Below are 23,934 nucleotides of genomic sequence, written 5' to 3' on the forward strand. Positions count from 1 at the left end.
ACATTGCTCTTTTTTATGGTTGAAATAAATAATCAATGAAGCGGTTTACAGCAAAACGGGCTGCAGCTTATTGGACCGCGTGATGTTCCCGTTTTGATGATTGACCGCCATTATCCGCTGATCTTAACAGAATCGGGTCTCTTCTCGCGAGTTTACTCAGCGGTGTGAGGATTTTTTGTATCGGCAGAGGGGCTTTCAGATATTTGTGCCGGTGCATCATCGGAGAAAATCGGCTCTTTAGGACCAAGGAACTTCGGTTTGGCATCGATGATAAACAGATCGAGGATCGCCCGGGCCCGGGCAAAAATCTCACGGATTCTTATTTTGAGATCCGTTCCGTGAGTCGGGCCGGGGACAGCGAAACAAGCAGCATCAATTTGATGATAGTTGGCGATAAACAGAGCCCGTTCACAATGGAAACGTTGCGTAATAATCAGAAAATGATTGGTATCAAAGATCTTTTTAGCGCGGACAATCGAATCGAGCGTTCTGAACCCGGCATAGTCTAAAGCGATATCTTGCTCCGGGATACCAGCTTTCATCAGATCACGTTTCATGGTCCATGGTTCATTGTAGGAACGGTGCGCATTATCACCGCTGAGTAAAAAATGGGTCACTTTGTCTGAACGGTAGAGCTCAATCGCGGCCTCTATACGATGGGTGTAATACGCATTGAGGACTCGTCCCAGATATTTACTGGTGCCTAACACCACTGCAACTTGGTAATGCTCAAGATGATCTGTATTGGTGAGTATCTGGTTTTGTGTTTTCCAACTAATCCAGCGATCGATGGCGTACAGCGACACGGCCAGAATCAGCAGCATGACAAGCAAGCCTTTCATTACCTGAAAGCACCAGCGGCATATCCTGCTGATATAACCGCTGTCGGTGCAATATTTACTGAAACGAGAGTGGATAACGATATACCTTTTACTGAATTATATTTGCCGGTTTTTTTGGGCCCAGAGCCCAATACCAACAAAACTGACAATGACAACGACAAACATGGTGCCTCGTTCTAAATGGGCAAGTGTCCGAGCTAAGTCAGGGCTTAGTTTGACGATGATAAATCCATAACCGAATGCATTGAGTAATATAAAGGTAAATGTGCGAATGACAAAGTGCTGATTACGCAACATGCGGCGTAATAGCGCATTAATTTCGCCACCCAGCATCACCAGCAGGCAGGCAATCAATGCAATGGCAATCTCTTCCAGATAAGGGGCGAGATATTGTCCCGCAGGATTGAAAAAGTGCAACATGGTATGAATGATCCTTGCAAATAAAAAGCCTCTGTAACAGAGGCTTATTTTATCATATTGATATCGTTAACTGTTTTTAGAATGCAACTCGCTTATAACGACGATAAACCGGTTGCCAGAAGTTACGCTCGATTGCTTGCTCCAGTGCTTCCGGTGTAATTGCATCAGCAACGCCTTGTTCAATGGCTTTTTTCGCGACCGCCATTGCAATTTTCTTCGAAACAGAGTGAATTGCTTCCAAAGGTGGCAGGAGTGAACCGTGACCATTGATGGCCAGTGGTGAACATTCAGCCAATGCCCGGCTTGATTCCATCAGCATTTCCTTGGTGACACGTTTTGCATTGGCTGCCAGTACACCAAGCCCGATGCCGGGGAAAATATAACTATTGTTACACTGAGCAATCGGATAGAGCTTGTCGCCTAACATGACCGGTTCAAACGGGCTACCGGTTGCAACCAGCGCTTCGCCGTTTGTCCATGCGATCAAATCGCTTGGCAAAGCTTCCACCCGGCTTGTCGGGTTAGATAACGGGAAGATAATCGGACGCGGACAGTGTTGGTGCATTTCGCGGATGATTTCTTCGCTGAAGAGTCCCGGAGCACCGGATACACCGATCAACACGGTTGGCTTGGCTTCGCGAACCACATCGTGCAGTGAGAACCCTGTTCCTTCTGCTTCCCAATCTTGGGTATTGGATTTTTTCTGAACCAGACGTTGTTGGAAATCCAGCAGGTTTGGCATACCTTCTTGAAGTAATCCCCAACGGTCAACCATATAGACCTGTGAGCGCGCTTGCTGATCGGAAATACCTTCTGAAACCATCTGAGCAATAATTGCTTCGGCAATCCCGCATCCAGCGGATCCGGCACCTAAGAAGGTGATTCGCTGTTCTGAAAGTTTGCTGCCCGCAGCTTTACATGCAGCCAGTAAAGAACCGACGGTAATTGCGGCCGTCCCCTGAATATCATCGTTAAAACAGCAAATCCGGTCTTTGTAACGCTCAAGCAGTGGCATGGCATTTTTCTGGGCGAAGTCTTCAAACTGAACCAGTGCATCCGGCCAGCGGCGTTGTACGGCTTGGATGAACTCTTCAACGAAAGCATCGTATTCAGCGCCGGTAATTCGCGGATGACGCCAGCCCATATACATTGGGTCTGCCAGTCGTTGGGGATTATTGGTACCGACATCCAACACGATCGGCAGGGTATAAGCCGGGCTAATGCCACCACAGGCGGTATACAGAGCCAGTTTTCCGATTGGAATACCCATACCGCCGATCCCCTGATCGCCCAGACCAAGAATGCGCTCACCGTCGGTTACGACGATGACTTTGACGTGATGGTTAGAAGCATTATTGAGGATGTCATCAATTTGATTGCGGTTCGGATAGGAAATAAATAATCCCCGACCACGGCGATAAATATTAGAGAAGTTTTCACATGCTGCACCGACAGTCGGTGTATAGATGATCGGCATCATCTCGGTGATGTGATTCTGAACCAGCCGGTAGAAGAGTGTCTCGTTGGTATCTTGTATATTACGAAGATAGATGTGCTTATCCATGTCATTATCGAAATTACAATATTGCTGATACGCACGGACAACTTGTTCCTGAATGGTTTCCGTTGCTTCGGGAAGCAGACCGGCAAGGTTAAATGAGCTTCTTTCTTCTGCGGTAAAAGCTGCACCTTTGTTGAGCAGTGGTGTACTGAGAAGCATGGAGCCCGCATGGGAGATATATAAAGGGCGTTTGTCGTTGTTCATTGTATGCCTATATTTTGTAGGATGATGAAGGGGGAACCGGAGCAAATTTTACGGATACTCCTGTCGGTTGTAAATAGAGGCAATTTGACGTTTCCCTCATTCTCGCAGGTTAATTGTCGGATTTTTTGAAGCTGGTTTATCAATGTTTGCGTTTTAGTGAATAAACACAAGTTTATTTGTTAAACAAAATATGAATTATTCATATCAGTAAGCTAAATATTTGTTCAACAGTTGTTATTTATATGCATCTGATAGAGCAATTATATATATGTTTTCGGTCATAAAATATCGTTTTCTTATATTCTATTGCTATAACCGGATTGTCGGATCATAGTGTGTCTATGGTGCTGTCACTTTCGTGGGGGACGAAATGATTCAACCGAGCCGAGTCCGGGGAGTATTTGATTACACCGCATTCCTGGACGCTGCATGTCATAAACAATGGACACTGTTTGAAGTCTTTTTTCATATAGAGCATATTGTGCATGATGAAACACCGCAAATGGCTGGTCAGAGATTAGCCCCGGATGAACGTTTGTGGAAGAAAGCCCTCCAAAATCTGTCATTGGGACGTAGTGATCAAGAAAATCTGATGATCTTGTCAAAGTTAGCAAAAGCGGAAGGTATTAATACGTTACAAGTGATGATGCCTTATGCCTTAGATACACAACAGCTACATGAGATAGAAAGGCTGGGGTGTCATGCGACTCAGATGACAGAGGCTGACGAACTGTTGATTGAGTGGTAAAAGCAAACCGTAATTTGAATCCGCTCATCGTCAGTGTCGCGATGAGCGGATAAGATTATTGTTCAGCCGGGCATTATGAATGCTGAATCAGGCCATATTCACGGTCAAGTATTTCAATAATTTCTTGTTTGGGGTTGTCACTCAGGTGAATCGGCTGACCCGTAATCTTCTCGGCAATACCGGTATAAGTTTCAGATACGTCCAGTAATGCTTTTAATGGTAAGGCATTATCTCTGGCGAGAGCTTCTCGTTCAGGCATCCGCGTCTTGTTGAGCAAAATATCCGGGTCAGGGAAGTAGTTCAGCAAAAATTGACGGAAGCCTTCTTTTGAATTTTCGACAATATTGCCGGCCACATATTGCTGAGCATCCCAGATTCTTGAGGAATCCGGTGTACCGACTTCATCCATATAAATGAGTTTATCTTGCCCCTGAGCATCGGTGACATAACCAAATTCAAATTTGGTATCAACGAAGATCTGATCGATATCCGCAAGCGCCTGACTGATCACATCAAAGCCTTCTTTGAGTAACTTCTCATATAAATCGATATCAGCCGGACGACGGAAGTTAAATGCAGCGTAGTTTGCTTCGATATCTTGGCGGCTGATATTGACATCATCGGCCTCTGGCACACCGGGAATCCCTTTGAGAATACCTTTGGTCGATGGCGTGATCAGCATCTCAGGCAGTTGCTTATCTTTTTCTAACCCTTCGGGAAGCTGAATCCCACAAAACTCCCGCTCACCTTTTTCATAGGCTCGCCACATTGAACCGGTAATGTAGTTGCGACAGATTGCTTCAATTTTAATTGGAGTGGCTTTTTGAACGATCCAGACGAACGGATGGGGAATATCAAGGATATGACTGTCTGCCAGACCCTGTTGACGAAACAGTTCGAACCAGTGATTGGAAATTGCGTTCAGTGCGGCGCCTTTTCCCGGAACCCCGGCAACATCACCTTCAGCGTGCCAGATACAATCAAAAGCAGAGATGCGGTCACTAATCACCATAATCGCCAGCGGGGCATCCGCTGCGACGTTGTAACCTTTTTGTTGAATCAGGCGGCGGCTATCTTCTTCAGTTAACCAGTAAACGGAACGCACTTTTCCACTGTGAACGGGTTTACTGGTGCGAATGGGGAGGTCGTCATTGACGGCGAGAATTTGATCGGCGAGGCTCATTCAGACATTCCTATCTAAAAAGTAATCGGTTCAACTGACAGATACCCGTTAACCAGACACAAAGTGAAGTCATCACGGGATATCCGATTTCTGAGCGCATCATACCAGAACTATTTTTCACTGCCAGAGAAAAAGCAAACGTTTGCTTTAAGGGGGATATTTTTCCGCGGTCGCAGTTCAAAAATCCCCCAAGTCTGAAAGAAATAGTGAGCGTCGTATAGGTTGGTGTACGGTGTTTCTCAACAGCCCCTAGTGATAGTGACGGTTGGACTCTGCCACAAAGAAAACCTCACAGTGATATTGTTGCCCCAGTTGGATGAGTCGTGTTTGTGCTTGTTCCGTAAGCTGTTGCGAAGCGACGATGGCACAGGCATTGCCCGATAGAATCGCTTTGCGGATTACATGATATTCATCCATTGTCCGTGAGGGTCTCAGTTGCACGACTTGATGGCTCGGAATCTTATATGAGTCAAGGGCGCGCAGATCAGGCCGGTAGGATTCAGAGGTAACCAGAATCCACTGTGGCAGTCGAGAGAGTTGCGCCAAACGATCATAAAGCGAGCTTTCCATGACACAGTGCCGGGTCGCACCTTTGGGTGTATGACGACCGACATAGTGGGGGGCTCCGGATGAGTTCATAAAATCATTCAACAAACGCATAATACTGTTTCCCTATACATGCTGTTCATATATACAGTATTTTATATTGGATGACTGATCAAGTACCAATTGGCTTAAATTTGTACTTTTCTGTTATCAAGATCTCATTATGACTATTTCTTTGCCGTGAATGCGAACTGATATAGCGGTGAGATACGTGTGTGGTCTGACTAAATCTGAAGTCAAAAGGGATGAGGCAAACAGAAAATTAGGGAGGACACGAGTTGTGAATTAATACGCTTTGAGTGACGTTATCAATCGGTTTCTTACGAGCTGATTCAATTTATTGGCTACAGTAAAGGTGCCACTATACAGACACGATTCGGGGACTTATTGCGTGGAGGTTTTTTGCTGATGAGCTAAAAGAGATTTTAGTGCTTGATTTAAACGTTTCATCTCTTCATCGCTGCCCTTCATATCGGGGTGATAGATTTTGCTTAGCTGTTTATAACGCAGTTTGATGTGTTTGATATCCGGAATAGCTGTGGTTGAAAAACCAAATAAGGCACATGCCAGATCGAGGTTCTCTACCCGGGCTGGTTGGGGTTGCTGTTTGGGTTGTGCCTGCTGTAAGCGTTTCAGCTCCTGAAACAGCATCGTCATCTGTTGCTTTTGTTTGCGAATCGTTTGTTCCTGCTGTTTGATTTTGTGCTGTTGCATATTAGTGCCGGACTGAATCGGGGCAGGTTCCGATGGGTGTGGCTGAAGCTCAGGGGATATGGATTCCGCTGTGCTGAGCTGTTTTTTGAGTCGCTTTTTGAGCCGGGCATAAGCAATGCCCAGTAATGTTACTGCCAGTAATAGAAATGCTCCGATGATACCGGATACAATTTGGGTCAGAGTGATTTGGGTGGTATCGATTTGCGCGCTTTTAGGCAGAGGAGATACAGAAGTTGTGGTTTGAGTGCCCTCAAGTGCCTTCCGCTGAGAAATCTCTTTCATTCTGCGATGATTGAACTGTTGTTCGAGTAACTGGCTATAGCGTTGTTCTGCGGTTGGGTCGGATAGCCCGGCAATCCGATACCAGATCAGGGCTTGGGTTTCACCCGATAGCTCTGTCACTCGTTCATAGAGTTGCCCGAGCCTGAGTTGTGCTGAAGCATCGCCTTGCGTCGCCAACCGGGTCAGCCAATAAATTGCTTGGGTCTGATCCGGTGTGACACCATTGCTGCCATTGAGATAGGCATTCGCGACCTGTAGTTGTGCCTGCGTATGGCCGTTTTCTGCGGCTTGTTCCATCCAGTAAAATGCTTGTTTAGCATCAGCTTTGACACCTTGGCCCTGTTGATAATGCAAGGCAAGTTGATACTGGGCGTCTCTGTCACGCAAGATAGCCTGTTGACGCAGGGAATTGATGTCGGCTGCATGAGCAGATGAGAGCAACAGCAGCAAACCTATCAGTAATAATCTCAATGGCACTCCGATCCCGAAGGTTGATATTCCGGAGTCAGCGTAACATCTGATCCGGAATAGGTGTCAGTTTATTTCAGCGGTAGGATCTGTATTTCAACCCGTCGGTTACACTGTCTTCCCTGTGGGGTGCTGTTGGTGCACAGCGGACGGCGCTCACCAATACCCCGGGCAATAGCCCGACCGGGAGCAACACCTTGCGAGACAAGATACTGGCGTACCGATTCTGCCCGTTTTTCTGATAATACTTGGTTGGTGCGGTCACTACCGGTGCTATCGGTATGACCTTCAATGACTAAACTGGTCTCGGGATATTCGACTAAAATTTTGGCCACACCGTTTAATGTATTGTGAATCGAAGCATTGAGGTGGTAATCGTTGGTATTAAAGCCGATCCCGTTTTCCATGCGTAAACGTAATTGATGTTCTCCTACACGCTCAACCTGAACGCCCGAATTGACAAGAGAACGTCTTAATGCGGCTTCCTGTTTGTCAAAGTAGTAGCCGACACCACCACCGATAGCGGCTCCTCCGGCAGCACCAACGAGTGCTCGTTGTCGCCGTTCTCTGGCGTTGTCACCGGAGGCGAGGCCAACGGCAATTCCTGAAATCGCACCAATCAATGCGCCTTTTGTGGTTGAATTGGTTTCGTTTTCACCCGTTGTTGCATTCTGCCTTTGTGTTGCCTCGCACCCGGCCAGTAGCGAGAGCAGAGAAAGCATAATAATGGTTCGTTTCACTGAGATACTCCCTGATTGTTATTCTCATATTATGAATCAAAATTATCTATCACATTGTAGACAATAATTCGGATGAATTATTTCAATAATTTTGGTGCCTGTGCACCATCAATCGGTCTGTTGACAGAAATTTTACGTCCTTTTTTCAATCCGGTTTCGTAATCTTCGGTCAAATTTTTCATCGCCTCTTTGAGCTGTTTCTTAAAAGTCTCTCGGTCAATGTTCTGGAATTCTCGATCAATATAGCTGTTGATCTTATCTGCGGAATCCTGATCGGGGGTGATATCCGGTAGTTTTTCCAGTGCGCCTTCGATCCAGCCGGAGACAAAAGAGTTCACCCGGCGCGACACTTCTTGTGTCGATGTACCACTACCGGCAAAACTATTACGGAATTGTCCCGTCTGTTCGTTCATTTCCCGGTAAATCACATCAAAAGCAAAAGCAGCGAAAATAGCGCGATCCGCTTCACCGATAAATTCTGCTCTTTTGAGCCCCTTATGATTCAGCAATACTGCTTCAACACCAAACTTGGTGTTGATGCCGCGAATAATACGCAGCAAATGACTGCTGATTTGCGTGGGAAGCAGGTGAGATGACTGGGTTTTCCCCATTTTGATGAATTCAATATCATCTTTATGCAGACCATATTTTAACATCAGGCTATGCGCCATTTTGATGGCACTTGCCGCCTCATTCACATTAGCGGAATTACCAAGTTCCAAGCATTTGGCTATTTTTTTAAGGGCTTTTTCTTTATTCATTGACCTGAAATATAGGGAGTTGAGATGTACAGCAAAGTTCGCCATTCTAACTTTTCTGACGGGAAATGAAAAGGTAGTCGTCGGTTGCAGCGCATGAAGATTCTGGGTTGAGAGTACCGAATACGAATATCAATATAACGATGGGTTTTCTGTGCTTGATGGCGTGAAAGTGGATCCGGATAAAAGCGACTTTATCCGGATAAAATTGCTTGAGAGTGGGGCGCTCGCTTATAGGCCGAGTTGATCGAGTAAATCGGTAGCGTTGGCGTTATCCTGTTGTTCATCTTGATTTTTCTGACGATTATCGGACACTTGCGTGGATGACTTGTGAGCCGATTGTTGCCATGTTGATTCCAGAATATCGTCTGGATTTTCATCTTCAGAAACGTCAAACTCTTCCAACTGAATGAATTCGGTTTTGTCCATTGCAAGCTCAAGATAGAAAATGTTGTTTTTTTCAGTAGAGAAGGTCACCCGACGAGCCTGAGGACGATCGAGATTGGTATCAACAGACAGCAGAACCTGTTTGTTGAGTGACAGCATTTTCGGCTGGTTTTGGGTAATATTGGTTTGTAGTTCTTTGCGGACTTTATTGGTGAAATCACCCACGAGTTGATTCATCAGTTCGCCGAGTACGTCACCGACCTCGTCTGATGTATGCAGTACGGCCAGTTCTTCTTCCGGCATTCCCATATTACGCATGTAATTACTATAAATCTCCAGTGCCGCTTTAGCATTGAAGTTAATGACAACCAATCCGGTAAACCCGCCATCGAAAAGCACAAAACAACCAAAATCAGGCTTGAGTGCAGTTTTGTTAATTTTCTGAACCATAGCAGAATAATGAATCTGCGAAGCGGTTGCTGTCGTAAGCACCTTAGAAACAGACTGGCACAACATCAGCAGAATATCTTCTGTGGTGACTACTTGACTTTTTTTCATATGATTGTCCATCAAAATATTTCAACAACAAGGCATCACATCATGCCTTTTCCTATTCTTGAACCGAGATTCTGTTTTAATCGCCTCTTTAAATGTTGTAAAGTGACCTGATTCAAAGATCAAGAACAAAAAAGTATTTAACCCATCGCTGCATTGAAGTCAGCGTCGTACGGACAGGAAGCAAATGTTACCGAGACTTCACCATCAATCCGATATTGATCCCGTCATATTCCAATTTTTACAAGAGCTTGAATCTCACGGATTTTCCGGTGATATAGAAACCCATTATTCAAGCCGTCTTGCGGTGTCTACAGACAATAGTGTTTATCAGCAGTTACCGCAAGCAGTCATTCATCCCAAAACTACAGAAGATGTTGCGCTGATAGGGAAAATGAGTGCGAAATCGGTTTATAAAACCGTGACTTTTTCGGCTCGCGGCGGTGGAACAGGGACGAATGGACAATCGTTGACGAAAGGCATAGTCGTCGATTTATCCCGCCATATGAACAATATTCTCGAAATCAATCCTGAAGAAGGATGGGTCCGGGTGCAGGCCGGGGTGATCAAAGATCAACTCAATGATGCTGTCAGACCTTATGGCTATTTCTTTTCTCCTGACCTTTCTACCAGTAACCGGGCGACGCTCGGCGGCATGATAAACACCGATGCATCGGGACAAGGATCGCTCAAATATGGCAAAACCTCGGATCATGTCTTGTCATTACAAGCCGTGTTCGCTGATGGTTCGATTCTGGAAACTGATCTGTCGGCTGGCTTACCGCAACAATCGACCTATGCGGCCAACGCACTGGCAGTTACGGAATCCGTTTGTCGGGAAAAACGCGCGCAGATTCTGGATAAATTTCCGCCTTTGAATCGGTTTTTGACAGGGTATGACCTGAAAAACGCACTCGATGAGGCCAATGATACGTTTAATTTCACGCGCGTTTTGTGTGGCGCTGAAGGATCGTTGGCATTTATTACCGAGGCCAAGCTGAATTTAACACCGATTCCCAAGGTGCGGGTGCTGGTCAATGTCAAGTATAACAGCTTTGAATCGGCACTCAGAAATGCGCCATTGATGGTAGAAGCACAGGCCTTATCTGTCGAAACGGTCGATTCGAAAGTGTTGAATCTGGCAAAACAGGATATTGTCTGGCACAGCGTCAAAGATTTGTTGTCTGATGTCCCCGGCCAAGAGATGCAGGGGATTAATATTGTTGAATACGCAGGCCAGGATCTGGCTGAAATCGAGTCTCAGGTTCAGGCGTTGACTGACAAACTCGATCAGATGATAGCAAGTGAAGCTGCGGGTATTATCGGCTATCAGGTCTGTCAGGATCTGGCCAGTATCAATCGTATTTACAATATGAGAAAGAAAGCCGTTGGTTTACTCGGGGCTGCGCAGGGGCGGGCTAAACCCGTCGCGTTTACTGAAGATACCTGTGTTCCGCCTGAGAATCTGGCCGATTTTATTGCTGAATTTCGCACCTTGCTCGATTCTAAATCACTGGCTTACGGGATGTTTGGCCATGTGGATGCCGGAGTCTTACATGTACGTCCTGCATTAGATCTGTGCGATCCGCAACAAGAAGCAATGATGCACCGCATTTCGGATGAAGTGGTCAAACTGGTTGCCAAATACGGCGGTTTGATGTGGGGAGAGCACGGTAAAGGCTATCGTTCTGAGTATGGTCCGGAATTCTTCGGTGAAGAACTGTTTCAGGAACTCCGGCGTGTTAAGGCTGCTTTTGACCCGCATAATCAGATGAATCCGGGGAAAATCTGTACCCCGCTGGATAGTGATCATCAACTGGTGAAAGTCTCGGATGTCAAACGGGGTTATTTTGATCGCCAAATCGATATTCAGGTGCGTGACAGTTTCAAGCAGGCGATGGAATGTAACGGCAATGGCCTCTGTTTTAATTATGAAACCAGCTCTCCGATGTGCCCCTCAATGAAAGTGACAGCAGATCGACGTCATTCTCCTAAAGGCCGGGCCGGATTAGTTCGCGAATGGTTGCGTCAGCTAACTGAACAGGGGATTGATATTCTTGATTTAGAACGACAAACCTTGAACTCGACGTTATCGGTGAAAACGCTGATTGATCGGATTCGCCATGCTTGGAAGAAAGAGCAAGACGGTGATTTTTCTCATGAAGTTTATGAAGCGATGAATGGGTGTCTGGCTTGTAAAGCCTGTGCCAGCCAATGTCCGATTAAAGTGGATGTGCCGAGTTTCCGTGCCCGTTTTCTGAATCTTTACCATACCCGCTATCCGCGCCCTGCCAAAGATTATCTGGTTGCCAATATTGAAACCATGCTGCCGCTGATGGCAAAAGTGCCCACGTTAGTGAATGGTGTTTTATCACAGCAGTGGATGCAACGCCTTACACGTTCGACAATGGGTTACATTGATGCGCCTTTGCTGACGGTGCCGACACTTGCCAAACGGGTTCGTCATAAGGCACTGATTCCTTATCATTCTGACGGGCTGGCTCAAATTCCTGAATCTCTGCGTCAGGACTATGTCATCATTGTTCAGGATCCGTTTACCAGCTATTACGATGCGGATGTGGTCGATGACTTTATTGAATTAGTGATCCGGTTAGGCAAACATCCGGTGCTGCTGCCGTTTAAACCCAACGGTAAAGCACAACATGTGAAGGGGTTCCTCAAACAGTTTACGGCAACGGCCGGTTCAACTGCTGCGTTTCTCCGTGAGGTTGCTGAACTGGGGATTCCGATGGTTGGTGTCGATCCTGCCACCGTGTTGTGTTACCGCGATGAGTATCAGGAAATTTTGGGGGAACAACGCGGCGAATTTCAGGTTTTGAGTGTTCATGAATGGATGGCGCCACGTTTAGCTGAATTCCATATCGAGTCGTTTCAGCCATCAGCAGAGACCCCGTGGTATCTTTTTTCACACTGTACTGAAAAAACCAAGTTGCCGAATAGTGAGAAAGAGTGGACGATGATTTTCAGTCACTTTGGTGCCAAACTTGAACCGGTTGCTGTCGGCTGTTGTGGGATGGCCGGAACTTTCGGGCATGAAGCGGATAAATTTGAGATGTCAAAAGATATCTATGGATTGAGTTGGCAACCAAATTTTGAACAGTTGCCGGCGGAACGTTGTCTGGCGACGGGATATTCATGTCGGAGTCAGGTGAAGCGGTTTGAGAAGATCAAACCCAAACACCCGTTACAGGCGCTGCTTACACATCTTCAGGAGCCCGCACTCCGGGGATAAGCTGTGCTTGCTGAGACCGGGAGTGTCGCAGGTGATGTGACGATGAGAACAGGCCGGGAGAATTTATGACCGAACGTTTAGCATTGAAAGTGCCCCCCGTGATTGTCTTTGTTGTTGCGCTGATGTTGATTCATTTGGGAAGCTGGTGGTTACCGGGTTCGGTTGAATTACCGTTTCGCTGGGGTGTGGTTATCGGATGTTTATTATTGTCCGGTTGGCTGGGATTATCTGCTTTGTTCACTTTTTACCGGGTCAGAACAACGGTGAATCCGGTGCGGCCTGACTTAGCTGCAACGGTGGTCACACACGGTGTGTTTCGATTTTCCCGTAACCCGATGTATCTGGGACTGGTACTCATTCTGATCGCGGATGTGTATTGGCTGGGAAGTTTCATCGGGCTGATTTGGATCATCGGATTCGTGATGTATATGACCTATTTTCAGATTATACCTGAAGAGCGGATATTAGCGGCTCGCTTTGGCGAGCCTTACCGCGTTTATCTGCAACGAGTTCGTCGCTGGCTATGATGAGCGCGTTGTCACACCGGGTTGTATTATGAACCGGCACCTTAAAAAAACAAAAACCGCTGAGATATACAGCGGTTTTTTTATGTTGATCAGCAAGTATTTTGACGAGGGGAGCATTTATCTGATGATGACAGTGTATCCGCTCCGATTTTTGTCCGGATTGCTATCGCTATCAGGCTGCCTGACCGGCAATTCGCGCCTGAAATGCATTTTTAAGCTCATGGAATCGGGCAACCAGATTGTCAATGGCATTGTCGTCATAAGGGCGTAGGCCACTGACGACCAAGCGTTTGGTTCCCTGACCAACAATCTGATCGTGATTGATGAAATTAAAATGCAACGTGACGAGGCCGCGTTTTCCGTCCACATCGAATGTGGTATGACTAAGTTCGACGGTCGGATGTGTCAAATCAAGGTGAGTGAACGTCGCTTCCATACTTTCATACATGATCAACGGACGATCACAGTTAATCATCACATTTTTATCTTTCATCAGCGGGACAAGCAAATGGGGAAAGTTCATTCCGGAAAAACGGGCATAACTGGTAACGAAATGTTCGATGAATGCGTCATTGTGGCTGACTTCCCCGTCACGACTCATATGAAGGTATTCTTTGCCGTTTTCATCAACGACGGCACTTTCCTGACCTTGGGTATTTTCGATATGCAGCGGTGTCTCTTCTCCGACCATACCAGAAAATTTAAATTTCATGTTCTGGCTAATCCCTTCTTTTTTCAATAGCACCGCAAAGAGTAAGTCACCGGGCACACAAAAGCGTCTGTTATCCTCGTCGTGAATAGGATTGAAATCACCGGCAACTTTTTTAGCAAAGTGGCTTGCTTGCTGGCGTGTAAATTGAAACTGATGGTTATTGCTTGAGAAATAAGGATTTAGGAACATATTTAATAGTAAGCAGTCAAAACTGACAGCAATTATATACGATTTTTAGCAAAAAAATGGTCTATCCAGATCAAGATTAAGTACAGACCACGAGAAACTATCCGCGGCTAGTGTAGTTTGTCAGGGTGTGGGTGTCAATATTTTGTCAATTTCATTGATTTCACTGGTATTTTTTACATTACACAGAATTGAAACAAGTTAACTAATAAAATACCAATTGCATAATGTATTGTGTCAAGCCTGTCTGAATATATCGGGGGGAGTGCAGCAGTGTTATGTGGGGGAACAATCGCAGACATGGTGTAATGATGTGAAATACTTGTGCACACCAATAAGCTGCGGTTACCTGTCCGGCAACCGCAACTCAGTGTTCAGCCGTTTCCGTTAGTCTCGTTTCCAGAATATATGGCAAAACTTATGTTCCGGATCCCGGCTAATCAACATCCGAGCGAAAACATCATCTAAGGTATCATTTTCTTCGTTGACCAGACCGATATGAACTTCAGCATAAGTTTCTTTATCGACATCAAAACCAACCTGGTTATTCCAGTCGTCTTTGACATCGACCAACTCGGCCGCGCCGCGATCATCAAATTGTGCCGTAAACAGAATAATATCTGCAGGTTCGAGATTATCCGGAGCCATTTCGAGAAAGATATCGTAAGCTGTATCGATGGCGTCATCGTAAGAAATGAGTTTATCCATTTGCATTATGCCCGGTTCATGAATTTACGTTCTGTAGTGTTGACGACAACGCGGTCACCCGTTGCGATATATTCAGGTACCTGAACCACCAAGCCAGTTGCAAAACGCGCCGGTTTGGTTCTTGCTGATGCTGAAGCGCCTTTAATCGACGGGTCAGTCTCTTCAATCACCAATTCAACCGATGCGGGGAGATCCAATGCAACCACTTGTTGATTAACGAGTACCGCATATAGCCCTTGAGTCTCTTCATTAATGAAGAGTAACTCGTCAGCGATGTCATCGTGTTTAAATGTGTATTGGGTAAAATCTTCGGTATCCATGAAGATATATTCATCACCGTCGATATACGAAAAACTGATCGGACGTTTGGTCATATCAACCGTTTCAAGAACATCATCAGATTTAAAGCGCTCATCGACCCGGGCGCCGGTGGTTAAATCGTTACAGCGAAACTTATAGATTTTTGCACCGCCACGGCCGCCGGGGGTTGTAATTTCAATATCTTTCACCAATAACATTTTGCCATTGGTATCGATGACAAAGCCTTTTTTAATTTCACTTGCCTTCGGCATTGCTTTTCCTTACATGGATTGATTTGAGAAAAGCCGATTATATACTGACTCAAGTGCGTTGATCATCTCTTGTTCTCTTCTTTTAGAAGAAACGTCGCTGCCAAGCGCTTCAGACCGATGTTGAGTGAGGGGGAGGGGGACAAAAAAATTGAGGTCGCTATCTTTTATAATATCTTTTAGCGCAACGATTCGTGTATGATAGCGGTGCTTTTCAACTGCATTTTTTGAGTTTTTATCATGACATATTCCGGTTATGCAATTACCAGTGATTAATCCGAACACTCCTTTTCAGCCGCAGTATCAGCCTGTCGTCAGCTCCCTGATTGCTTATTTAAGAGCCGGGCTGAAAGATAATTTACACAGCGTCTACATATACGGCAGTGTCGCTCGAAAAACCGCTTCTCCCGGGCATTCAAATATCGATGTTGTCGTCGTGACGCATCGCCATTTTGACAATCAGAAAACGACGATTTTCAATACATTACGCTGGCGTTTTAAAAAGGACTATCCGTTTGTCACTGATGTGTCCATTGAAACGGCTTTGGTCGAAGAGGTGGCATCGCTCGATAGCCTGTTTTCATGGGGATTTCTGCTTCGCCATTGTTCTGTTTGCATTTATGGCCCGGATTTAGCGGAGTGTTTTGGTCATTATGAGCCGAGCTGGGAAATCGCCAAGTTCTGGAATATGGATGTTGCGGACTGGGTCAGTTACTACCGGGATAAAATCGCGAAAGCGAACTCTCCGGAAGAACAGGTGCAAGCCCAGCAGCGTATCGCTAAAAAATTACTCCGTGCCAGCTATTCTCTGGTGATGTATCGCGACAAGCAATGGTTTGACGACCCCGTTGCTTGCGGAGCGCAGTTTCTTCACTATCATCCGGAGCGGCAAACCGATATCGAACGACTGGGGATATTACTGAAGACGTCGCGCGTGATCCCGAAACGTTCAGTGATCGGCCTGCTGGATGATTACGGGCAATGGTTAGTCAAACAGTATCAGAAAACCGAATTCCGAATTGGTTGATGGGCGCTTAATCGCTGTCAGAACAGGCCTAACTGAGGCAGGGTTAATTCATCAAACCGATAGCCGATAAATGGCAGAATTGCATCAGCAACCGGTCTGAGCTGTTTATCGATATAGTGCTGATAATCAAGTTGACTCGACTGATAGGCAACGGGCTCCGGACCATTGAGGGTGATCACGTATTCAATGACGCCTTTATTTTGATATTGCAGCGGCTTACTCTGTTGCTGATTCATTGCGTCGGCCATCCGGGCTGCACGGACTTGCGGTGGAATATTTTTCTGATATTCATGAAGTTTACGGCGTAGTCGTTTACGGTAGATCAGTTCCTGATCGTATTGCCCAGCGAGGGTGCCGGCAACAAGTTCGCGAATATAGTCACAGGGATTTTCACCGTGGAAAACCCGCAGATAAAGTTGCTGCTGAAAACGTTTGGCGAGTTCAGTCCAGTCCGTTCTGGCACTCTCCAGCCCCTTGAAAATAAGCTGCTCTCCGTCATTCGTCTGAATCAGTCCCGCATAGCGTTTTTTGGAACCGGTATCAGCCCCGCGGATCGTGGGCATTAAAAATTTGATGTAATGGGTCTCATATTCGATTTCGAGGAAGCTATTCAAGCGATAGGTATCCCATAAATGCGTTTTCCACCACTGATTCACCGACGCAACAAGTTGTCGGCCGATGTCGTCGGCATCCGATTGAGCATAAGCTTTCCCTAACGACACGAACGTCGAGTCAGTATCGCCATAAATGACCTGATAACCTTGCGCTTCAATCAATGTTTTTGTCTGCTTCATGATTTCGTGACCGCGCATTGTAATGCTTGATGCCAGTCGGGTATCGAAAAAGCGGCACCCCGAAGAACCCAGCACCCCGTAAAATGAGTTCATGATGATTTTAATTGCTTGAGAGAACGCTTTTTCCTGATTTTTTTTGGCTTCATCTCTGGCGGCCCAAAGCGTCTCGATCATTTGTGGCAGAAAATGTCGGGTACGGTGAAATTGCCCGCCACGAAATCCGGGTACGGCCTGATGCGCTTCAGGGCCCACGTCGAGTTTTAGTCCTTCTATCAGCCCTAATGGATCAATCAGGAAAGAACGGATGATGGAGGGATACAGACTTTTAAAATCGAGCACAAGTACCGAGTCGTAAAGATTAGGGATGGAGTCCATCACATAACCACCCGGACTGGCTTGCCAATCGGCAGCACTTAGGTTTGGTGCGATATAACCGGCCCGGTGGAGTTGCGGTAAATAAAGATTGGTAAAAGAAGCCACTGAACCACCGATTCGATCCAGTTCGATACCGGTGAGTCGAGAGCGCTGAATGACAAAGTCGAGAAGGTGAGTCTGGGCAAATATCCGGTTTACTAAATGGCAATCTTTGAGGTTATACACGGCCAGCCGGGTTTTATCATGACGGAACATCATGTTGATTTCTTCCATTCGGTCATGTACCTGATGGATGGCTTTTCCTTCGTTGAGTAAGGTTTGCGATACTGATTCCAGTGACCAGGATGGGAATTGGTAAGTTGCTGTTTTCAACGTATCAATACCATCGAGAACAACACGGCCGGGAATTGTGACAAACCCTTGCTGTGATTGATTGGATGTTCTGAAGTAACTACTTTGATGGTTGCGTCCCAGCATTAGTTTCAGATGGTGTTTTTCTGCCCGGCGATGTAACAGACGGAAATCGAAATCAATGACGTTCCAGCCAATAATGATGTCCGGATCATAGGTGTGAAACCAAGCTACCATCGCCAACAAAAGTGCCCGTTCATCTTCAACCCATTGAATTACGGGGATATCATCGGCATGATCAGGGGATGCACGACCATCCGTTTGTGGGTCACCGATCATGATGACCCGAGCATCTTTCTCACTGTCGAAACCAATCGAGTATAAATGTCCTTTTTCGGAGCACTCTAGATCCAGAGAAACGACGTTGAGTGTGGGTAAAAAATCTCCCTGACGACACTTTGCATCCTGAACGATGGTGACATTGCCATGTTGTGTCATTTGGCCTGTGAATTCAAAGCTTCCCCGAATAAAGCGTTCCATCAAGTAGCGTTCGGCCAGTTTGATGTCACTTTCAAGCACTTCAATCTCTTCCTGACGGCAGAGCTCATGGATACGGGTCGCATCTTGTAGTGTGTTGGTATAACAAGCCGTCAGCGGCTCATGGGAAAAGCTTGTGAGTGGCAGTGTTTTTAATTCAGCCGAGATGCCCGTTTGAGTCACTTTCCGGGCCATATACTTTGCTTTTGTTGTCGGGATAAAACAGACGGGCTTCTCATGATGGATTAAGATTTGGGTCGGCCCTTCAGGGGTTGCCGCCCAAAGTTCTATCTGTGTGGTGCCGTTTATATCCCGGGCATGGCGGGTTAAAAGAAAACCTTTCCGGAGCGTCAAGCTTGGTTACTCATTTTGTCATTTATGATCACAATAATTGCATCAATTAATCGAATCCAGATCAATCTTCATTATCGTTTTATCGGTAAAATTTAGTGCTTATTCTACACTATATAAGGATGTCTGGTATCAGCATGTCTGGAGGAGCTATGATCACTGTACACAGAGAATACTTATTAGTTCATCGCGGAAACAGAGATCACGCTCATGTGAAGGTTAATCCTGTTGGTCATATTGACATTGAGTTAAACTCATGTGAAGCGTGTTATCACTCCGCATTTGAAGATGTCCATTTTGAAAAGACGGGTCAGAAAACCAAACTGACTGGGAATCATCATTCATCTTCACCCTGGCAGGTGATGTTGTCTGATAATGATGCTAAAGAGCTCAATCATTTGATTAAAGAAGCAAATGAGGAGTATGAGGCATTGATGCGAGATTTGTAGTCAATGTGATTCGTTGAATAAAGATTATATTCCCTGAAAATTTGTAAATTGGATTGATGCGCCAGGAAGGGGAGCTGAGAGTGACCCGTTCAAGGCGTTTTTTTTTGAATACTTACTTATGGTGACGTTTTATCCAGTCTACGATATTATGATGTAAGCTACTTATTATAAAGTAATTTGTGTTTACTTTTTGCGACAGAGGAACGGCTCCGAAAGCAAGTTTTTGAGGTCGCTTAGATTAACAGGCTGAGAGACAAAGAAGTGCTTGCCAAAGCGATTGTTTGGGCTCATAGTCAGGGAATAGTTAGGTTTTGGGCCAGACATGATAGTGTTTGCCCGATGATGTTGAACCAATTGGGTGTTGAGCCAATTGATTGTGGAGATGCAAGTTTGATTAGCGTATTCCTTGTAGATGATCATGAGCTGGTTCGCACAGGGATTCGACGTATTATTGAAGACGTCCGTGGCATGAGCGTAGCAGGGGAAGCTGATAGCGGTGAACAAGCTGTAAAATGGTGTCGTAATAACCATGTTGATGTTGTTTTAATGGATATGAATATGCCGGGGATCGGCGGCCTTGAAGCAACGAAAAAGATACTGCGTTATAACCCGGATATTCGGATTATTGTACTGACCGTACATACGGAAAATCCGTTTCCGACCAAAGTGATGCAGGCTGGTGCTGCTGGATATTTGTCCAAAGGTGCCGGGCCGGATGAAATGGTGAATGCAATTCGGGTTGTCCATAGCGGGCAGCGTTATATTTCTCCTGAAATTGCACAGCAAATGGCACTCAGTCAGTTTTCACCTGCGTCTGAAAATCCGTTTGCCGATTTATCGGAACGTGAATTACAGATCATGATGATGATCACCAAAGGGCAAAAAGTCACTGATATTTCAGAACAGCTGAATTTGAGTCCGAAAACCGTTAACAGCTATCGTTATCGCCTGTTTGCCAAACTGGATATTAACGGTGATGTCGAGTTAACCCATTTAGCGATACGACACGGAATGCTGGATACTGAGACGTTGTAGTGACTCGAGCATTTGACCCTTCTTCTTTTTTAGCGACCGTTACCAATCAGCCCGGTGTTTATCGAATGTATAACACCGAGGCTGAGGTGATCTATGTCGGTAAAGCGAAAGATCTCAAAAAACGTTTGTCCAGTTACTTTCGCAAAACGCTGGATAACGAAAAGACCAAAGCATTAGTCAGCCATATTGCCAGAATCGATGTCACGGTGACGCATACCGAAACCGAAGCACTCATTCTGGAGCATAATTACATCAAGCAATACCTGCCTAAATACAATGTCTTATTGCGTGATGATAAGTCTTATCCCTATATTTTTGTGAGCGCCCACAAGCATCCGAGAGTATCGGTATACCGTGGTGCAAAAAAGAAAAAGGGTGAGTATTTCGGACCTTACCCCGATGCCGGTGCAGTGCGTGAGACGCTGCATTTAATTCAGAGAATCTTCCCGGTTCGCCAATGTGAAGACTCCGTCTACAACCATCGGACACGTCCCTGCCTGATGTATCAGATTGGTCGTTGTTCTGGCCCGTGTGTGCCGGATTTAATTTCGGATGAATCCTACCAAGAGCTGGTTGAAGATCTGCGGTTATTCTTACGCGGTAAAGATCAACAGGTTGTCTCAATGCTGGTGGAGAGAATGACATCCGCCAGCCAGGCATTACGCTTTGAGGATGCTGCAAAATACCGCGATCAGATTCAGGCCATTCGCCGCATTCAGGAGCAGCAGTTTGTTTCGGCCGACAGCCTTGATGACATCGATGTGCTGGGATTTGCCCAGGAAAATGGCTTGGCATGTATACATGTGTTGATGATTCGGCAGGGTAAAATTCTCGGCAGCCGGAGTTTCTTCCCGAAAATTCCCGGCAATACCACGCACGAAGAAGTATTTGAAAGCTTTCTCAAACAGTATTATCTCTCTCATAATGAGTCGCGGACACTACCGACTAAAGTGATTGTTAATCGGGGACTGCTCGATGATGTTCAGGTTTTTCAGGAATTATTGACCGAGATGGCCGGGCGAAGAGTGCAATTCTTTACTGAGCCGTCAGGCGTACGTGGGCGATACCTGAAACTGGCGAATACCAATGCTCAAACCGCAATCACCACCCGTCAAAATCATCGCATGACTATCTTGCAACGCGTTAAAGCACTTCAAGACGCGTTAGAGATGGAGCAGATTCAACGGATGGAATGTTTTGATATCTCCCATACGATGGGGGAAAGTACCATTGCATCTTGTGTGGTATTTAATCAGGAAGGGCCGGTGAAACAGGAATATCGTCGTTATAACATTACCGGTATTACCGGTGGCGATGATTATGCTGCGATGGGGCAGGTTCTCGAGCGGCGTTATTCAAAACAGATCGATGTCGATAAAATTCCGGATATTATCTTTATCGACGGGGGTAAAGGTCAGCTGGCGCGGGCGCATCAGATTGTTTCTCGTTACTGGGACGATTGGCCCAAACGCCCTTTATTGATGGGCATTGCCAAAGGGGTTACCCGTAAACCGGGGCTGGAAACTTTGCTGACCGTTGAAGGCGATGAATTTCATCTGGCGAGTGATGCACCGGCGTTACATTTAATTCAACATATCCGGGATGAAAGTCATAACCATGCGATTAGCGGTCACCGTAACAAACGCGGGAAAACACGACGGACAAGTGCACTGGAAGGTATCGAAGGTGTCGGGCCGAAACGGCGTCAGTCTTTGTTGCAATTTATGGGCGGGCTACAAGAACTAAAACGCGCCAGTGTTGAAGAAATCGCCAAAGTTCCGGGGATTAGCCGATCTTTGGCAGAAAATATCCATCAAGCATTGAAACAATAGCGAAAATACAGCAACATAACAGCGCAAACAATAAGAGCGAAGCATATGCGTTTAAATATTCCTAATATATTGTCCCTGATTCGACTTTTCCTCATTCCGGTATTTGTGGTCGCTTTTTATTTACCTTATAGCTGGTCTTCTTTTGCAGCGGCTGTTGTCTTCTGGATCGCCGGTGTAACTGACTGGCTCGATGGGATGCTTGCGCGAAAATTACAACAAACTTCTCGCTTCGGGGCTTTCATTGATCCCGTTGCAGATAAGGTGTTGGTTGCCACGGCATTGATTTTGATTACGGAATACTTTCATAGTATCTGGATTACCATTCCTGCTGTCACGATGATTGCCAGAGAAATTATTATTTCTGCACTGCGGGAGTGGATGGCAGAAATCGGTAAGCGGGCAAGCGTTGCGGTATCTTGGATTGGTAAAGTAAAAACCATGACCCAGATGTTTGCATTGTTCGCGCTGATTTGGCGTTATGATGACTGGATGATTTGGTTAGGATATATCTCAATTTATGTCGCAACGATCTTGACTTACTGGTCGATGTGGCAATACCTGCTTGCTGCTAAGGATGATCTTCTGAGTGAGGAAAATCATTGATCGCACGCTGTTCTTGATGATAGACCCTGATATGGCTACTTTCATATCAGGGTTTTTTAATGATATATAACAACTTATTGAATTATATCAAATAAATAATATATTCACTGACCTTGGTTTAATGTCTCAGCTGAATCAAGTCATGTTCTCCTGCCTGAACCTTCTTCCTAATTGTCGGACTCATGCCAGTTATCCACAAAATCTGTGGATAAGATGTTTTAAAGGCAGTGAGTAACAATAACTTTCTGATTTAAAAAACGAAGGTGCACAAAAAAGAACATTTTTGTGCACGGTTTTAGCGCATTAAGTCGAGGGGGATTTCTTGAACTGAACCAGAACTTTACCTTCTTTGGTCAGTACTGCTTTCAGCATATATTCCATCGATAGTGCAAGTGAGATATTCAGCATGACGAAAATCGCAATCATGATCATAAACTGATATTTGGCGGCAATGATTGGAGAGGCGCCCCCTAAAATTTGTCCCGTCATCATCCCCGGCAGAGTGACTAAACCAATGGTTGCCATCGACGCTAAAATGGGTGCATTCGCTTTTTGGATTGCATTTTGAATAAATGGCCGTGATGCATAACGAGGGGAGGCACCTAAAGAGAGCGCCGCCTCATATTCACTTCTGCGGTCTTGATAGGCACTAAACAGATTTTGCAGGGCAACAATATTGCCACTCAGTGTGTTACCCATCAACATTCCTGCTAAAGGAATCATGTATTGCGTGTTGTAAAAGGGAACCGGTTGGACGATCAATAAACACAGGACGGCTAGTATGGGGAATAAACCAATCATCATGCCCGTCATCAACGGGATGATTAAGCGACGTTTCGGCAGATGCGCTTTTGACAGAATTGCGCTCGCGCCCACACCGATAATAATGAACAACCAGCAGGTATTCACGATAAGGCTATTGAGTGCGAATAAATATTCCAGATAAATACCGACAAGGCACAGTTGCAGCCCCATGCGGAACACAGAGATAACAATATCTTTGCCGATCATCAGATGGTATCGAACACTCATGACGAGCGGAATCAGTAGCGTCAGGCTAAATATTGCCAGCTGCCACCAAGAAATATCAATGACACTATTCATTGCAGGCGGTTAAATTAGTGAACGGAATGGCTACTCTATCTGAATTTATCGTA

At 45.7% G+C, this 23,934-nt stretch carries 22 protein-coding genes; 8 read left to right on the top strand and 14 right to left on the bottom strand.

Going from position 1 to position 23,934, the window contains the following annotated elements; genetic code table 11:
* Positions 1 to 152 precede the first annotated feature (152 nt).
* The 3 genes from VR7878_RS09665 to VR7878_RS09675 form a co-directional block, all read right to left on the bottom strand.
* Complete coding sequence (locus tag VR7878_RS09665) at positions 153 to 842, bottom strand: SanA/YdcF family protein (protein ID WP_077335659.1); 690 nt, start codon at positions 840 to 842, stop codon at positions 153 to 155.
* Between the two features lie 96 nt (positions 843 to 938).
* Positions 939 to 1,262 (bottom strand): DUF3392 domain-containing protein, encoded by a 324-nt coding sequence (locus VR7878_RS09670; RefSeq protein WP_077335661.1) that lies wholly within the window; start codon positions 1,260 to 1,262, stop codon positions 939 to 941.
* 76 nt (positions 1,263 to 1,338) lie between these two features.
* The gene (locus VR7878_RS09675; protein WP_077335663.1) at positions 1,339 to 3,027 is read right to left on the bottom strand and encodes an NAD-dependent malic enzyme; all 1,689 of its coding nucleotides are present in this window, start codon (positions 3,025 to 3,027) and stop codon (positions 1,339 to 1,341) included.
* 370 nt (positions 3,028 to 3,397) lie between these two features.
* Between VR7878_RS09675 and VR7878_RS09680 the strand changes: the two genes are divergently transcribed.
* Positions 3,398 to 3,775: a hypothetical protein gene (locus VR7878_RS09680; RefSeq protein ID WP_077335665.1), complete on the top strand. Its 378-nt coding sequence runs from the start codon at positions 3,398 to 3,400 to the stop codon at positions 3,773 to 3,775.
* Positions 3,776 to 3,848: 73 nt separating this feature from the next.
* On the opposite strand, the gene VR7878_RS09685 is transcribed toward VR7878_RS09680, so the two are convergent.
* From VR7878_RS09685 to VR7878_RS09710, 6 genes are all read right to left on the bottom strand, one after another.
* Complete coding sequence (locus VR7878_RS09685) at positions 3,849 to 4,958, bottom strand: phosphoribosylaminoimidazolesuccinocarboxamide synthase (RefSeq protein ID WP_077335667.1); 1,110 nt, start codon at positions 4,956 to 4,958, stop codon at positions 3,849 to 3,851.
* Between the two features lie 249 nt (positions 4,959 to 5,207).
* Positions 5,208 to 5,618: a hypothetical protein gene (locus tag VR7878_RS09690; protein ID WP_077335669.1), complete on the bottom strand. Its 411-nt coding sequence runs from the start codon at positions 5,616 to 5,618 to the stop codon at positions 5,208 to 5,210.
* A gap of 330 nt (positions 5,619 to 5,948) precedes the next feature.
* Positions 5,949 to 7,031 (bottom strand): J domain-containing protein, encoded by a 1,083-nt coding sequence (locus tag VR7878_RS09695; protein ID WP_139344066.1) that lies wholly within the window; start codon positions 7,029 to 7,031, stop codon positions 5,949 to 5,951.
* 68 nt (positions 7,032 to 7,099) lie between these two features.
* Positions 7,100 to 7,750, bottom strand: a complete 651-nt coding sequence (locus tag VR7878_RS09700) for a YiaD family glycine zipper/OmpA-like lipoprotein (RefSeq protein WP_139344070.1) — start codon at positions 7,748 to 7,750, stop codon at positions 7,100 to 7,102.
* A 95-nt stretch (positions 7,751 to 7,845) separates the two neighbouring features.
* Complete coding sequence (locus VR7878_RS09705; RefSeq protein ID WP_038178358.1) at positions 7,846 to 8,529, bottom strand: DUF2786 domain-containing protein; 684 nt, start codon at positions 8,527 to 8,529, stop codon at positions 7,846 to 7,848.
* A gap of 228 nt (positions 8,530 to 8,757) precedes the next feature.
* Positions 8,758 to 9,483, bottom strand: a complete 726-nt coding sequence (locus tag VR7878_RS09710; protein WP_139344067.1) for a DUF3334 family protein — start codon at positions 9,481 to 9,483, stop codon at positions 8,758 to 8,760.
* Positions 9,484 to 9,655: 172 nt separating this feature from the next.
* Between VR7878_RS09710 and ydiJ the strand changes: the two genes are divergently transcribed.
* Both ydiJ and VR7878_RS09720 read left to right on the top strand, forming a co-directional pair.
* Positions 9,656 to 12,721 carry a D-2-hydroxyglutarate dehydrogenase YdiJ gene (ydiJ, locus tag VR7878_RS09715; protein WP_077335675.1) on the top strand — a complete coding sequence of 1,022 codons (3,066 nt, stop codon included), beginning with the start codon at positions 9,656 to 9,658 and terminating at the stop codon, positions 12,719 to 12,721.
* Positions 12,722 to 12,786: 65 nt separating this feature from the next.
* Positions 12,787 to 13,248 carry a methyltransferase family protein gene (locus VR7878_RS09720; RefSeq protein WP_077335677.1) on the top strand — a complete coding sequence of 154 codons (462 nt, stop codon included), beginning with the start codon at positions 12,787 to 12,789 and terminating at the stop codon, positions 13,246 to 13,248.
* Positions 13,249 to 13,420: 172 nt separating this feature from the next.
* Here VR7878_RS09720 and VR7878_RS09725 read toward each other — a convergent pair whose 3' ends face one another.
* From VR7878_RS09725 to efpL, 3 genes are all read right to left on the bottom strand, one after another.
* On the bottom strand, positions 13,421 to 14,149 hold the full coding sequence (locus VR7878_RS09725; RefSeq protein WP_077335679.1) for a DUF3581 domain-containing protein: 729 nt from the start codon (positions 14,147 to 14,149) through the stop codon (positions 13,421 to 13,423).
* A gap of 384 nt (positions 14,150 to 14,533) precedes the next feature.
* Positions 14,534 to 14,854: an HI1450 family dsDNA-mimic protein gene (locus tag VR7878_RS09730; protein ID WP_077335792.1), complete on the bottom strand. Its 321-nt coding sequence runs from the start codon at positions 14,852 to 14,854 to the stop codon at positions 14,534 to 14,536.
* Between the two features lie 5 nt (positions 14,855 to 14,859).
* The gene (gene efpL, locus VR7878_RS09735; RefSeq protein WP_077335682.1) at positions 14,860 to 15,426 is read right to left on the bottom strand and encodes an elongation factor P-like protein EfpL; all 567 of its coding nucleotides are present in this window, start codon (positions 15,424 to 15,426) and stop codon (positions 14,860 to 14,862) included.
* Between the two features lie 253 nt (positions 15,427 to 15,679).
* Between efpL and VR7878_RS09740 the strand changes: the two genes are divergently transcribed.
* Positions 15,680 to 16,450, top strand: coding sequence for a nucleotidyltransferase domain-containing protein (locus VR7878_RS09740; RefSeq protein WP_077335684.1), 771 nt, complete (start codon positions 15,680 to 15,682; stop codon positions 16,448 to 16,450).
* A gap of 17 nt (positions 16,451 to 16,467) precedes the next feature.
* Here VR7878_RS09740 and VR7878_RS09745 read toward each other — a convergent pair whose 3' ends face one another.
* Complete coding sequence (locus VR7878_RS09745) at positions 16,468 to 18,861, bottom strand: DNA polymerase II (RefSeq protein WP_077335686.1); 2,394 nt, start codon at positions 18,859 to 18,861, stop codon at positions 16,468 to 16,470.
* A gap of 134 nt (positions 18,862 to 18,995) precedes the next feature.
* Here VR7878_RS09745 and VR7878_RS09750 point away from each other — a divergent pair, with 134 nt between their 5' ends.
* From VR7878_RS09750 to pgsA, 4 genes are all read left to right on the top strand, one after another.
* Positions 18,996 to 19,307, top strand: a complete 312-nt coding sequence (locus VR7878_RS09750; RefSeq protein WP_159440449.1) for a hypothetical protein — start codon at positions 18,996 to 18,998, stop codon at positions 19,305 to 19,307.
* 390 nt (positions 19,308 to 19,697) lie between these two features.
* A complete protein-coding gene (gene uvrY, locus VR7878_RS09755) occupies positions 19,698 to 20,342 on the top strand; it encodes a UvrY/SirA/GacA family response regulator transcription factor (RefSeq protein WP_059122692.1) in 645 nt (214 codons plus the stop codon).
* Complete coding sequence (gene uvrC / locus VR7878_RS09760) at positions 20,342 to 22,174, top strand: excinuclease ABC subunit UvrC (RefSeq protein WP_077335690.1); 1,833 nt, start codon at positions 20,342 to 20,344, stop codon at positions 22,172 to 22,174. The genes uvrY and uvrC overlap by 1 nt, the downstream gene beginning before the upstream one ends.
* A 45-nt stretch (positions 22,175 to 22,219) precedes the next feature.
* Positions 22,220 to 22,777 carry a CDP-diacylglycerol--glycerol-3-phosphate 3-phosphatidyltransferase gene (pgsA, locus tag VR7878_RS09765; RefSeq protein WP_077335692.1) on the top strand — a complete coding sequence of 186 codons (558 nt, stop codon included), beginning with the start codon at positions 22,220 to 22,222 and terminating at the stop codon, positions 22,775 to 22,777.
* 303 nt (positions 22,778 to 23,080) lie between these two features.
* Here the strand turns inward: pgsA and VR7878_RS09770 are convergent, their stop codons facing one another.
* The gene (locus tag VR7878_RS09770) at positions 23,081 to 23,881 is read right to left on the bottom strand and encodes an ABC transporter permease (protein ID WP_077335694.1); all 801 of its coding nucleotides are present in this window, start codon (positions 23,879 to 23,881) and stop codon (positions 23,081 to 23,083) included.
* Positions 23,882 to 23,934 lie beyond the last annotated feature (53 nt).

The organism is Vibrio ruber DSM 16370, assembly GCF_900163965.1.
Lineage (GTDB): Bacteria > Pseudomonadota > Gammaproteobacteria > Enterobacterales > Vibrionaceae > Vibrio > Vibrio ruber.